Below are 12,982 nucleotides of genomic sequence, written 5' to 3' on the forward strand. Positions count from 1 at the left end.
GGGCGGTATGGCGGGGATGCCGGTGCGGATGAGTGCGGGGGTCGGTACGGCAGCGGGCCGGGGCGCGACGAAGGGCGGCCGCGCGCTCATCCGCCGCCGCTGGACGTCCCGGTCGGCGACCGGGGAGCAGCCGGAGCGGTCCGCGACGATCTCCCTCCAGATAAACGCGCTCCAGGCGCTGTGCCGCCAGGTCTTCGGCTTCCGGCTCGCCATGATCGCGCTCGCCGCTCCCGGGGCACTGCTCAACGCGGCGCCGGGCCTGGGCACCCGTCTGGTGGGCGCGGCGGTGGTGATCACCTTCATGGTCTCCTACGCCCTGTTCCGCGACTGGGAACGCTTCGGCCCCCTCCTCCTGCGCCACCCCACCCTCCTGGCGGCGGACACCCTCTTCACCTCCCTCCTCCTGATCTCCGCGGGCCCGGACACGACTCTCGCCTACGTCAGCGTCTGCACCCCGCTCCTGGCCGGCATCGTCTACGGCTACCGAGGCGCGGCGGCGTTCGCCAGCGTGCAGTCCCTGATCCTGCTCCTGGCCTATGCGATCGACCGGGAGGCACAGGCGGGCAGCGGACTGGCGGAGAAACTCCTCCTCCCGGGCTTCTGCGTCATCACGGGCGCCCTCGGCTCGTCCCTGCGCAACCTCATGCTCCGCTTCGGCACGGCCACCCAGGCCCTCACGACGATCCAGGCCCGCCTGGCGGTCACGGAGGCGGTGAGCGCGGAACGGGCCCGCCTGGCCCGTGAGATGCACGACTCGGTGGCGAAGACGCTGCACGGCGTGGCGCTGGCGGCGGAGGGACTGGCGATCTCGTCGGCGGCCTCCAAGGACCCGTCCCGCGTGGACCCGAGCGTGATCAGGCAGCAGGCGGAGCTGGTGTCCCGGGCGGCCCGCCGAGCCGCCGCGGAGTCCCGGGAGCTCCTGGCGGACCTGCGCCGCGAGTCCGACCCGGACCACACGACGGACATCGCGCCGGAACTGGCCGCCCGCACGCAGGACTTCACATCCCGCACCGGCCTGCACACCACGTTCGACGTCACAGGCGAGGCCCCGTTGCCTTCGGTCCCGCCGACGGTGGCCCGCCACCTCCTCACCATCACCGAGGAGGCCATGGAGAACGCCCACCGCCACGCGAACGCGACACGGGTCGAGGTACGCGCGGGAGTGGAGGCCGACGAACTCCGCCTGACGGTCCGGGACGACGGCCAGGGCCTCCCCGCCGGCACGACGGTCGAACAGCAACGCAGGACGGGCCACTTCGGTCTGCTGGGCATGACGGAACGGGCCGCATCGATAGGAGCCCGTATCCACATCGGCAAGGGCAGGCACGCACGCGGCACGGAGGTCCGCCTGGAACTCCCGCTGGCGGCCCTGACGACGACGAAGGCGACCCCATGAACACCCCCTTGCGGATCGTCGTGGCCGACGACAACCCAGTGGTCCGGGCAGGTCTGACGGCTCTCCTCTCCAGCCACGAGGACATCACGGTCGTAGCGGAGGCGACCAACGGCCAGGAGGCCGAGGCCGCGGCGCGCGATCACCGTCCCGACGTGATCCTCCTGGACGTTCGCATGCCGGGTGTGGGCGGAATCGAGGCACTGCCGCACCTGGTCCGTATGGCTCCGGTGATGATGCTGACCTACAGCAGTGAGTCGGAGACGGTCCGAGAGGCCCTGCGCCGAGGGGCCGTCGGCTACCTGGTCCACGGTGAGTTCACGACGGACGAACTGGTGGAGGCCGTACGGGACATCAGGCGGGGCGGGCCGCCTCGACTCACCCCCACGGCGGCGGCATCACTAACGGAAGCAAATACTCAACTACCAACCCCTACGGGCAATTCCCTGGAACGCCTTTCGCAAGTGCAACCGGATGTGGGACAGTCGTCGTCGTATCGGTCAGGGTTCCAGCTGAGCAGGAGGGAGGCGGAGATCATGGACCTCATCGCATCGGGCATGAACAACCAGCAGATCGCCGCCGCCTGCTTCATCAGCGAGAAGACGGTCAAGAACCACATCAACCGCATCTTCGCCAAACTCCACAGCACCAGCCGGGCGGAAGCCGCGGCCAAGTGGCTGGGCACGGCCCCGGGTTCACACCCAGGACGGAGCTGACCGGCGATGACACAGCGACGGTTTTCGGCCTGGGCCCGTAATTGGGCCCAGGGACCCTCTGGTGTTCCGGGTAATCCCGCTTACTTTTCTCCTGAGCAATACGAGCCAAGTGCTCAGCGATCGCCGGACACCAGAGGGGAACACCATGAGCAACTGGATCAACACCACCGTCGCACACCTCCGCGCGCGGGCTGCTCGGGGGGACGAGGGGCAGACGGCGGTGGAATACCTGGGGATCATTGCGGTGGTGGTGGCGATTGTGTTGGCGATTACAGGGACCGACATCGGTCAGACGATCTACAACGCGATCACCGACAAGATCCTCGAAGTCACCGGCGGCTGATGCGGCCCCGAAGGTCTGGCGACGCAGGGCAGGCTTTCCCCATCTACATCACGGTGGTGGCGGGCCTGCTCTTTCTCGCGTTCGCCTACCTTGCCGTCGGCCAGGCGGCGGCAAATCGGAACGGCGCCCAGACGGCAGCCGACGCGGCAGCGCTCGCGGCGGCTCTGGACACTCGGGACAAGCTCACGGACGAGTGGGTGGAGAACGTACTCGACCCGACGAAGTGGCAGGCCATCTTCGACGGCGAGGGCGTGGTGTTCGACGGGTGCGGCCGCGCGGCAGAGCTGGCGGCGCAGAACGACGCCACGGCGGACTGCCAGTCGACGCTCGGACTGCCTCCGGGCTACGAGGTCGACGTCGAGACCACGAAACCCGTCGGTGATTCCATTGTGCCGGGCACAGAGGACATGCACTCGACCGCGACAGCCACCGCCGTCATCGAGCCGCTCTGCGAGTTCGAGCTCCCGGGTGAGGATGCCGGAGACGACGTACTGCCGGAGCTCACCTGCAAGGACCGGAACTGGACCCTGGACCCGGAGGATCTCGACGATCTACCAGGGCCCGAGGACCTCTTCGACGTCCATCTGGCCGACTGACAAGCGATCGACGAGTGACGAGGGAAGCAGAGGCATGAGCATTCGGTTCACCACGAAGGCCCACAGGGGGATGGTCGCGCTGACCGTTGCGGCTGGCCTGGCCCTCGGCGTGGCCGGCTGCGGCAGTGGAGGGGGCGACGACAACAAGCCTGAGGCGTCGACGCCCGCATCCAAGAGCAGCGGATCCGTGCCGAGTGCTCAGGAGGGCCAGGCGGAGGAGCCTCTGGCTGAGTTGAAGGGCCCCAACGGCTTGTCGCTCCAGATAAGCTCCGCCACACGGGATACCGGCGGATTCGTCACCGTCAGCGGCACTTTGAAGAGCGACGCCGACAAAACGTTGTCGCTTCCTGCCCAGTTGAGTGGCAACGAGACCGAGATCCTCAGGAACGGTCGGTCCTTCGGCGGAGCCACACTGGTCGATCCCAAGGGAAAGAAGCGCTACTACGTGCTCCGGGACACGGACGGTCGTCCTCTCACCACGACGGGCGTCACGTCCATCAAGTCCGGTGAGGACATCCCGGTGTTCATGCAGTTCCCGGCACCGCCCCAGGACACGACCGACGTGTCTTTCCAACTGCCCATGTTCGCCCCGGCCGACATCACGATCTCCGGGTGAGGCCAACAATGACCCGCACCCCCCGCCTCCCCCTCACCCTCACCGCTGCCACCCTCATGGTCGCCGCCAACATCCTCGGCGCCACCACAGCCGACGCGGCCGACGACCCCAGCGTCCCGCCCGGCACCGAGGCCACGGCCGCCGCGCCCGTCGAGGTGGACGCGAACGATCCGGACCTCAAACTCCCGGAGGGCGCGACGCTCGCCGAACCCAAGGTGCTGGACATCAAGCAGGTCGTCGAGGACCAGGCCGGTGAGGAACGCCGGGAGGACACCAACACGGACGTGAAGTTCGCGCTGCAGGCGGAGGTCCTGTTTCCCAAGGACAGCGCGAAGCTGACCGGCGAGGCGAAGGCCCGTATCTCCTCGATAGCCGAGGAGATCAAGACCCAGAACGCCACCCGGATCCGCGTCTTCGGCTTCACGGACAACCTGGGCTCCTCGGCCCACGGCGACGTCCTGTCCAGGAAGCGTGCGAACGCCGTACAGGGCGTCCTGGAGTCTGAGCTGAACGACTCGACGATCACGTACGAGGTGCGGGGCTACGGCGAGCAGTACCCGATCTCCTCCAACGCGACGGAGTCCGGCCGCAAGAAGAACCGAAGGGTGGAGGTCTCCTTCCCGCGCTCGGAGAACTGACCGGTCTGCCGGGAACCCTCCCGGAGCCCGTTACCTTCCGCTCCGACGTGGGTGCGCCGACCGAGGGGCCGGCGAGATCGGCCGGATTCAGCTCGCCGAGGCCCGCTGCGCGGGACCGAGGGCCGGTGGCGTCCGGTGGTCGTCGGACGGGCCGGGGTCGCCGGTCTTCCAGCCGGGGGCGTAGGCACAGGGCATGGCGGCGCCACCGGTGAGGTACTCCCGGTCCGGGTGCCAGGTGAAGGACATGCGCTCGTTCCCGTCGTCCCGCTGGACGGACAGGTCCCAGTCCTTGCCCTTGCCGCCCTCACGGTAGGCCGTGACCTTCCAGCCGTCGGCCTTCAGGTGCTGGTGGAGTCGGCGGAGGCCGGAGACGGCCTGGTCCGCGGGCACGTGGTCCAGTGCCCAGCTGTGGCTCACCTGATAGGCGCCGTCGACGGTCTTGTCCTCCAAGCCCAGCGAGCCGCTTGTCCAGCAGAAGTCGGAGCTGAACGTGTTCTCCGTGCTGACGCCGATGTCCTCGACTCCCGGTTCCACGGTGCGCTCGAACCCCATGACGTCGTACGCCTCCTGGGAGTGCTGGAAGGCGCGGCTCGCCATGTCCTCGGGCGCGACGCGGGGGAAGTCGGCCCATCCCCGGTTCTCCCAGGCGAGTTTGCCGATCAGAGCGAGCACGGTCACCAGGGGTATGCCGATGAGCGCGGCGCAGCCGCATCCGAGGACCTTGCGGGTGGACGGGCGGGACCTGGAATCGGTCGGTGCGGGGGGTGCGCTGGTCGGTATGGTCGTCTCGGACATGACGGGAGGGTAGGCCGGCGGTTGAGCGCCGTGGATGGGCGCGGCTACCTGGTCGGGACTGGGTACGCGTACTCAACCGAGGCCACCGAAAGCCACCCGGAGCCGGCCGCCTCAGCGGTGAACCGGCTACTCCAGGGAGGCCTGGAGAGCGCGGATGTGCGGCTTCCACAGCCAGGCTCCGGTGCCGTCCGGGAGTTCGGCCGCCATGGCCAGCACGCGCCGGGCGTCGTCGGGACGGTCCGCGCCGACCAGGGCCCTGGCGTATTCGTACAGGTCGCGGGCCATCTCCTCGCGGTGGTCCGGGTCGCCGTCGAGGTCCTCGCCGAGGCGCTGCTCGAACAGGGGGATGGCGTCTGTCCAGTTCCGCCGGGCCAGCTCCGTTCTGGCGCGGGCGATGGTGATCAGGTCGTCCTTGGCGCGGTCGTCGGTGCGGCCGTGGTCGCGGAGCCAGGCGTTGTCCTCGAGTGCGGCCAGTTGGAGGCCGGCCAGGGCCGGGTCGTCCGTCGCGATGGCGAGTTCCAGGCGGTGGAAGGTCAGGGTCATGATCCAGCGCTCGCCCTGGGCGTCGGGTCCCAGACCGCTGAAGTAGGCCTCGGCCTCGTCCAGGAAGGCCCGGTACGCGTCAGGGGTCAGCTCGCCGAGGTGGTACTCCAGGCGGCGCAGCGCGGACGTCGTGATGTAGCGGCCCTTGGCGTTGCCCCGGCGCTCGTCCACCTCGATGGAGCGGTGGAACCACGAGCGCGCCGCTTCGGCGTTGCCGAGCAGGAACTCGAGATAGGCGAAGTCGTAGAACATCGCCGAGAGATTGCCCGGCTCCTCGTCGCCGGAGACGTCCGCCGAGACGAGACGGCGCAGGATCTCGCCCGCCCGCGCCAGGTTGGCCGCGCCGCCCAGACGACGGATCCGGGCCGACTCGCGGTGCGCCGCGACCAGGGCCAGCGCCTGCTGACGGCCCGGGGACGCGTGTTCCCCCAGCAACTCCTCGTCCCCCAGCAGGGTCAGGACCCGTTCGTGCAGCTCGTTGCCGTCGGCGCGGTAGCCGAGTGTGTCGCCGAGCTGGTCGTGCGCCTCGAGGCTGATGACGACCCGGGCGAGCCCGCGGGCCAGCTCGTCCCGCAGGTTCGGCGCGACCGCACAGGCGGCGATGTAGTCGGTGACCAGGCTCCCGAAACCGACCTCGGCGTGCTGAGCCTTCGCCCGGCCGAACGGCAGGCCTCCCAGCAGGCCCACGAGCGGATCCAGGGCCTCGGGGACGCCCTCCTCGAGCGCGGTGACCAGATGTCTGGCCGTGTTGGTCAACGCGTAGACGTCCTCGCAGGACGCCCAGTCGTGGCCGTACAGACCGAGAAGGTTCCGTGCCAGTTGGAGGTGGTTCGTCGAAGGCTGCACGCTCCAATACTCGTGCCCGGACTCGGCGGTGAGGAAGTCCGCCAGGCTCCCGTGGCAGAACCTGACCCGGTCCTGGTCGACGCGCAGGATCGGCCCGAGGTCCTCCAGGACGGCCGTGAGAAGGTCCGGAGAGTCCGCGGGGAACCCGAGATACCGTGCCAGGCTCCGCGGCGGCAGCGGGGTGAAAGCGATCGCGAGCGTGGCCAGCAGGGGCTGGTAGTAGGCCTTCCAGCGGCTGTCTCCCGCCCTCTCACCGGGGACGCGGCGGCCCGAGGCCCGGCGTGCCTGGCCGACCAGATACTCGTAGAGATCGTCGAGGCCGTCGGGGAGGCTCTGCGGGTCGAGCAGGTCGGGGACGGTGCTGGCCCAGAGCGCGGCGTAGAGGAAGACGTTGTCGGCCTTGCGCGCCACCTCACGGTCGAGCCCGGGGCGTCCGGTGATCCCGGCCCGGGCGAGGACGGACGCGGCGTACTCCGCGATCTCGTCCTCGATCTGCCGGCGGTGCCCGTCCAGGCTGATCCGCGCGTACCGGTTCTGCTGGCGCAGGTAGAACTGCTTGAGCGGCAGTGGGCGGGTCGTCACCACCACCCGCAGGTTCTCCGGCAGTTCCGCGCAGTCGGTGAGCCAGTCGACTATCGAGTCCTCGCCGCCGGCCCAGCCGGTGGCCGCGCCGATCTCGTCCAGTCCGTCGATCAGCAGCACGATCGAGGCCGACCGATCGGCCTCGGCCAGCCGGGCCGCCGGCTCGATCAGTGCCTGCCTGGTCAGATCGGCCAGACTGGTCCGTGACAGGTCGTCGATCAGCTCGCCGATCCTGACCGCGATCACTTGCCCGGCCTTCGCCGCCGACTGCCTGATCGCGAAGGCCGTCCTGCGAAAGGACGACACGACCAGCCTGCGGATCTCGACGCCGATCAGGTCGTCGGCCTGCTCGACCTCCATCGTCGCGGTCACGTTCAGGTCCAGATCCATCAGCTCGGGACGCAGTACCGCGATCTGGTGCCCCACGCGGACCAGGAACGCCCGCCCGTCTCCGGACGACAACGGCGCGACACTGTCACGCCGGATGAAATAGCGAGGATTGATCCCCGGCTCCCGCGCCAGCGACGCGAGAAACGTGCTCTTCCCGGTCCCGGCGACCCCTTCGAGCACGATGAACCGGACACGCGGCGCATCCAGGAGATCCTTGACCTGCGCCAAGAGCCAGTCCCGCCGGACGAGATCGCGGGTGAGGTGCTCGTCCAGGAGGTCCTCGAAGAGCAGTTCGTCGCGGTGCATTACTCGAGCGTGTCGATCTCGACGGCGACGACCGGTCCGCTCGCCGACTTGGACTTGATCGTCGAATCGATGTTCGTCGACGCCCGCACCTGGCGCAGCTTGACCGCCACGGTCCCGTCCTCGAGCTCCTCGATGTCGACGAAAGCCCTGATCCGATGCTTCGCCGGTGCCCGCCTCTCGCCCGCGAAGTCGATCTGCTGATCATGGAGATGCTCGAGCAGCGTCCGCGCCCGGTCCATCGTCGCCAGCGCGTCCGCGTCGTTCCGCACCTCAGCGGCCGGCCGTGCGACCAGCCCGCTCAGGGTCCCCTGTAGCTCCTCGAGTTCGTCCCGCTGCTGCGGTGACGGCTCCCGCACAACCGGAAAGCCCCTGTCCTCACGTCGGCGGTCCAGCACATGTCCGACGCGATCGAGGAGAAACGAGGCAATGACCGGTATCCCCGCAAGCGAGACAGCGGCCAGCGTTATTGGCTCGGGCATGCACCACTGATACCGGGGAATCCCTTGCGCTGTATGAGCTTTACGAGAATTCCACAGGCCGGTCCGCAGGCAGACCCCGCGCCGAAGCCTCACGGTCACCCGGAGTCGACGCCGACCCGCACCCCGGCCCGCACCCCCCACCCCGCCATGGCCCCGGCCCCCGCCTCCAGCACATGCCGCGAACGAAGCCGCGGCAGACCCAACCGTCCCGGCTTCATCGTGCGTACGGCGATGACGTTCAGCTTGCGGTCGAGGTACGCGACATCGATCGGGACGCGCATGCGGAACGTGTGCACACCACTGGCCGGCGTGAGCAGCATCGCCCCGTCGACGGCGTCACGCCCCAGGAGCCCTTTCGTACGGGCCCGATAGGACGCGGCGATCTCGAGGGGGACCGTGATGTCGCCCCGCTCCCCATGGACGACGAGGGTCCCTCGCCCGTCACGCCACCGCCGTCCCATGCCCGGCCACCTCCTGGATCCCGGAATCTGTGTTGTCCGCCGAGTGCTACCCGGGTAGGAAAGGTCGCATGACCGGACTCGGCGCAGTATTCCGCCCCCAACTCGCCCCCGAACGACTCCGATCCGTCGCCCGACTGGCCGACGACGCAGGCCTCGAAGAACTCTGGCTCTGGGAGGACTGCTTCCGGGAGGGCGGGATCTCCACGGCGGCGGCCGCCCTCGCCTGGACCGAGCGGGTCAGGGTCGGTGTCGGGCTGCTGCCCGTCCCGCTGCGGAACGTGGCCATCGCCGCGATGGAGGCCGCCACGCTGCACCGGATGTTCCCGGGGCGGCCGATCCTCGCCGTCGGGCACGGCGTGCAGGACTGGATGGGCCAGGTCGGGGCCCGGGTCGAGTCGCCGGTGACCTTGCTGCGGGAGCATCTCGACGCGCTGCGTGCCCTGTTGCGCGGGGAGCGGCTCACCGTCGAGGGGCGCTACGTCAGGCTCGACGACGTCGCTCTCGACTGGCCGCCCGCCGAGCCGGTGCCCGTCATCGCCGGGGTCACCGGGCCCCGCTCGCTGCGGCTCGCCGGGGAGGCCGCCGACGGGACCCTGCTCACCGCGTCGACGTCGCCCGAGGGGGTACGACGGGCACGGCAACTCATCGACGAGGGGCGGGAGGCAGCGGGACGTTCGGGTGCCGAGCCGCATCCGGTCGTCGTCTATCTGCTCGCCGCCACCGGGCCTGACGGCGCCGCCCGCCTCAAGGCCGAGCTCGCCGCGGAAGGGCTCGGCTCCGTGCCCGATCTCGGTGTCGCCGGGGACGCCGGCGCCGTCGCGAAGGCCGTGCGGCGGCTCGCGGAGGCGGGCGCCGACACCGTGGTGCTGCAGCCGACGGGGGACGAACCCGACCCGGAGGGGTTCGTACGGTTCGTGGCGGAGGAAGTGCGGCCGCTGGTTCCATAGCGGTACAGGCCCGCGTCCCGGTACGGCGGCGTTGTCAGTGGCGCCTGCCAGACTCCTGGACATGAGCGAGATGAGCGACGAACTGAGCCCTGGACAGGGCGACGAACCGAGCCACGACACCGTGGACGTCCGCCTCCGTGACGTGCTGGACTCCGACCTGGAAGCCTTCCTCGCCTACGAGCACGACCCGGAGGCCCGCCGGCGGTCGAGATTCACGCCTCGGCCGCGCGACGCCTTCATGAAGCACTGGCGGACCAGCGTGCTCGGCGACGAGACCTGCCTCGTGCAGACGGTCATGGTGGGGAAGGAGGTGGCCGGCAACGTCATCTCCTGGTGGGACGGCGACCGCCGCTTCCTCGGCTACTGGCTCGGGCGGCCGTACTGGGGGCGGGGCATCGCCACCAGGGCGCTCGCCCTGTTCCTGGAACTCGACCGGACGCGTCCGCTGTACGCCGACCCCTTCCACGGCAACACCGCCTCCGTACTCCTCCTCGAACGCCACGGCTTCCAGCGCGCCGGCACCGTCCACCACGGCGACGACGAACACGTGCTGCTCGTGCTCCCCGAGGCCGAGGCCGGCCACGAGCGGAAAAGCGGAGGCGGCAACTGACGACGCCCTGGGACGATCACCGTATGGAGAAGCCGCAGCACACCCGCACCTTCGAAGACCTCGTCGCCGAAGGCGCCGCCGTCCCCACCGAAGGCTGGGACTTCTCCTGGTTCGAGGGGCGCGCCACCGAGGCCCGTCCCTCTTGGGGATACTCAACGTGCCTCGCCGAGCGGCTGTCCCGTGCCACGGCCGCCCTCGACATCCAGACCGGGGGAGGAGAGGTACTCGACTTCGCCCTCGGCCGCGCCGTGAAGGTTCCGCCTCTCACCGTCGCCACCGAGGGCTGGCAGCCGAACGTCGCCAAGGCCACCGCCCTCCTCCGCCCGCGCGGCGTCGCCGTCGTCGCCTGCCCGCAGGACGCCCCGTTGCCCTTCGCCGACAGTGCCTTCGACCTGGTCGGCAGCAGGCACCCGGTCAGCCCGCACTGGTCCGAGATCGCCCGTGTCCTGCAGCCCGGCGGCAGCTACTTCGCCCAGCACGTCGGGCCGCGCAGCGTCTTCGAACTCGTCGAGTACTTCCTCGGCCCGATCCCGGACGAGCAGGCCAACGTCCGCCACCCCGACCGCGAGCGCGCCGCCGCCGAGGCCGCCGGGCTCGACATCGTCGAGCTGCGGGCCGAGCGACTGCGCATGGAGTTCCACGACATCGCGGCGGTCGTCCACTTCCTGCGCAAGGTGGTGTGGATGGTCCCCGGCTTCACCGTCGAGGCGTACGAGCCCCGCCTTCGCGCGCTGCACGAGCGGATCCGGACCCACGGCCCCTTCGTCGCGCACAGCACCCGCCACCTCTTCGAGGCCCGCAAGCCCGACGCCTGAACCCGCCCGGGGCGGCCCTCACGCGTGCGGACCGACCGTCACCTCCCCGACGACCAGCTCCGCCTTCGCCTCCAGCACCTCCCCGACCCGCTCCACCTGCTCGCCCAGCTCCCGTTCCTGCCGCGTCGTCAGCCGTCGTCCGACCACCTCCACCGTGACCGTCGTACGCCGGCCCTGGCGGCGCTGGTGCCAGACCCCGGCCACCACACCGTCCACCAACAGCACCGGATAGTTCCCCGCCTGACCACCCGCCAGCGCCCGCCGGTAGGCCTTCCCGGGGAACAGCGACTCCCGCGGCTGCGCGGCGATGGCGTACGCGTCGAAGTACGGCAGCAACCGCACACCCCGCACCGGCCCGCCCGGGAACTCCGTGTCACCCGCCGCCACCCAGGCCACCGTTCCCTCGAACGACACCTCCTCGACCTCCCCGGCCTCCGCCAGCTCCCCGAACAGCGCCACCGCCCACCCCACGGGCGCCGCCAGCCACTTGGCGAAGTGCTGGGGAGTCGCCGGACCGTACGCGCGCAGATACCGCCGTACGAACTCCCGAAGCGCCCCCTCGCCCGCCGTCCCCGGATCGAATCCCGTCGGCCGGGTATACGTCACCTTCCGCCCCCGGTTCGGCCCGAAGCACAGCGCGCCCGACTGTCCCGCCCGGTGCATCACCTGCCGCCAGCGCGGCCACAGGTCCTGGAAGGCGGGCATCACCAGGTCACCGGCCCAGGGACCGGTACGGGCGACCACCTCCTCGCCCAGTTCCTCCACGGTCAGACAGACCCCGTCCAGGGCGTCCCCGATCGCGGCCACGATCCGCTCCGCCTGTTCGTCGGTCACCCGCACATCCGGCGGAAACGGGCTCGGCCCCCTCGGAACGGCGCTCAGCGCACCGCACCACACCGGCAGTCCGGCGGCGGGGAGCAGATGCACGGTGCCGCGCGCACCGAACGTCTTCACCACCGACCGGTTGTCCCAGAGCGCAGCCCGCACATCCGCCCGCGTCACCCCGGCGGCCCGCACCCCCACCGACACCTCGGCCGCCGACAGCACCTGGGCATGCGCGCCCAGCATCGCCGCGACGACATCGGCGACCGGCGTCCCGAGCCTTGCGGGACGGTCCAGGAACTGCCGCTCCAGCCGCCGCGCGCTCGCCTGATCCCACGTGACAGTGACAGTCATACGGCGACGTTAGGCCGGACAGAGGTCAGATGCTGTCCGCTTCTCGACGTGGTGCGCACCCCACCCGTGCCATTCGGTGCAAACCGTGCATCCATGGGCGAACGCCCCTCGCCCCCTGCACATCAAAGGAGCCCACACCTTTTCCGCATTGTTATGACGGCCGACTCGCTTTCTCTTCACTCCCCGCGTAAGTTCAGACCAAGGTAATTCGCGTAAGCAAAGTTGCGCGGTGGCACCGCGCAGTGGAGGGGGCTGCGCGGTGCCATGCACTTCCCCGCCCCCCTGCTGGACGCGCATCGCTTCGCCCCCACCTCCGCCCCGCCGGGCCGTCCAAGCCGTCAAGGCGACGTTCGCGGTCGGGGTCACCCGGGGGAGGGAAGCCCGGACAAGTCGCCGAGCAGCCCCCAAGCCACGGCAAACCCTACGGATCCCTCCGCATTCCCCGCGTTTCCCCAGGCAATCCGCTCCGTCACGGCCGCGATTCCGCCACGAAGACGCCCTCTCATGGCCACCGCGCCGTCGCCGAGCGATTTCGGAGAGTAGTTGTGGCACGCCGATGCGCGCAGCATCCCTTACGAAGGGTTATGGTGGAAACCCCCCCTCGGGCCGGTCCGTCTCCCCCCCACGGACCGGCCCGTTTTTTCTGCCCAAGCAGCCGGAGCCCCGTCGGCCGACCAACCACGGCACCCACTCAAAGGGGCGCGGGGCTGTGTTTGATTTGCGGCTCCGC

General features: G+C 70.0%; 14 protein-coding genes. 9 read left to right on the forward strand and 5 right to left on the reverse strand.

Annotated features, from left to right (window positions below):
- Positions 1-7 precede the first annotated feature (7 nt).
- From IF78_RS0119975 to IF78_RS0120000, 6 genes are all read left to right on the forward strand, one after another.
- A complete protein-coding gene (locus IF78_RS0119975; RefSeq protein ID WP_425314623.1) occupies positions 8-1,396 on the forward strand; it encodes a sensor histidine kinase in 1,389 nt (462 codons plus the stop codon).
- Positions 1,393-2,109 carry a response regulator gene (locus tag IF78_RS0119980; RefSeq protein WP_037640826.1) on the forward strand — a complete coding sequence of 239 codons (717 nt, stop codon included), beginning with the start codon at positions 1,393-1,395 and terminating at the stop codon, positions 2,107-2,109. The genes IF78_RS0119975 and IF78_RS0119980 overlap by 4 nt, the downstream gene beginning before the upstream one ends.
- A 145-nt stretch (positions 2,110-2,254) precedes the next feature.
- Complete coding sequence (locus tag IF78_RS0119985; protein ID WP_031483698.1) at positions 2,255-2,452, forward strand: membrane protein; 198 nt, start codon at positions 2,255-2,257, stop codon at positions 2,450-2,452.
- Positions 2,452-3,048 carry a pilus assembly protein TadG-related protein gene (locus tag IF78_RS0119990; protein ID WP_031483700.1) on the forward strand — a complete coding sequence of 199 codons (597 nt, stop codon included), beginning with the start codon at positions 2,452-2,454 and terminating at the stop codon, positions 3,046-3,048. The genes IF78_RS0119985 and IF78_RS0119990 overlap by 1 nt, the downstream gene beginning before the upstream one ends.
- A gap of 34 nt (positions 3,049-3,082) precedes the next feature.
- Positions 3,083-3,664, forward strand: coding sequence for a hypothetical protein (locus tag IF78_RS0119995; protein ID WP_031483702.1), 582 nt, complete (start codon positions 3,083-3,085; stop codon positions 3,662-3,664).
- A gap of 8 nt (positions 3,665-3,672) precedes the next feature.
- Positions 3,673-4,302, forward strand: a complete 630-nt coding sequence (locus IF78_RS0120000) for an OmpA family protein (protein WP_031483704.1) — start codon at positions 3,673-3,675, stop codon at positions 4,300-4,302.
- 87 nt (positions 4,303-4,389) lie between these two features.
- On the opposite strand, the gene IF78_RS0120005 is transcribed toward IF78_RS0120000, so the two are convergent.
- The 4 genes from IF78_RS0120005 to IF78_RS0120020 all read right to left on the reverse strand — a co-directional run bounded on the left by IF78_RS0120005 (position 4,390) and on the right by IF78_RS0120020 (position 8,704).
- A complete protein-coding gene (locus IF78_RS0120005) occupies positions 4,390-5,097 on the reverse strand; it encodes a hypothetical protein (RefSeq protein ID WP_031483706.1) in 708 nt (235 codons plus the stop codon).
- Positions 5,098-5,223: 126 nt separating this feature from the next.
- Positions 5,224-7,764 (reverse strand): NACHT domain-containing protein, encoded by a 2,541-nt coding sequence (locus IF78_RS0120010; RefSeq protein WP_031483708.1) that lies wholly within the window; start codon positions 7,762-7,764, stop codon positions 5,224-5,226.
- On the reverse strand, positions 7,764-8,243 hold the full coding sequence (locus tag IF78_RS0120015) for a hypothetical protein (RefSeq protein WP_158751442.1): 480 nt from the start codon (positions 8,241-8,243) through the stop codon (positions 7,764-7,766). Before IF78_RS0120015 ends, IF78_RS0120010 begins: the two co-directional genes overlap by 1 nt.
- A gap of 95 nt (positions 8,244-8,338) precedes the next feature.
- Positions 8,339-8,704 (reverse strand): DUF192 domain-containing protein, encoded by a 366-nt coding sequence (locus IF78_RS0120020; protein ID WP_031483712.1) that lies wholly within the window; start codon positions 8,702-8,704, stop codon positions 8,339-8,341.
- Positions 8,705-8,772: 68 nt separating this feature from the next.
- On the opposite strand from IF78_RS0120020, the gene IF78_RS0120025 reads away from it, so the two are divergent.
- The 3 genes from IF78_RS0120025 (at position 8,773) to IF78_RS0120035 (ending at position 11,076) form a co-directional block, all read left to right on the forward strand.
- The gene (locus IF78_RS0120025; RefSeq protein ID WP_031483714.1) at positions 8,773-9,651 is read left to right on the forward strand and encodes an LLM class flavin-dependent oxidoreductase; all 879 of its coding nucleotides are present in this window, start codon (positions 8,773-8,775) and stop codon (positions 9,649-9,651) included.
- Positions 9,652-9,721: 70 nt separating this feature from the next.
- On the forward strand, positions 9,722-10,261 hold the full coding sequence (locus IF78_RS0120030) for a GNAT family N-acetyltransferase (protein ID WP_031483716.1): 540 nt from the start codon (positions 9,722-9,724) through the stop codon (positions 10,259-10,261).
- Positions 10,262-10,284: 23 nt separating this feature from the next.
- Entirely contained in the window at positions 10,285-11,076 is a 792-nt protein-coding gene (locus IF78_RS0120035) for a methyltransferase domain-containing protein (RefSeq protein WP_031483718.1), read from the forward strand.
- An 18-nt stretch (positions 11,077-11,094) separates the two neighbouring features.
- Here IF78_RS0120035 and IF78_RS0120040 read toward each other — a convergent pair whose 3' ends face one another.
- Positions 11,095-12,252 (reverse strand): winged helix DNA-binding domain-containing protein, encoded by a 1,158-nt coding sequence (locus IF78_RS0120040; RefSeq protein ID WP_031483720.1) that lies wholly within the window; start codon positions 12,250-12,252, stop codon positions 11,095-11,097.
- Positions 12,253-12,982 lie beyond the last annotated feature (730 nt).

Source organism: Streptomyces bicolor, from assembly GCF_000719285.1.
Lineage (GTDB): Bacteria > Actinomycetota > Actinomycetes > Streptomycetales > Streptomycetaceae > Streptomyces > Streptomyces bicolor.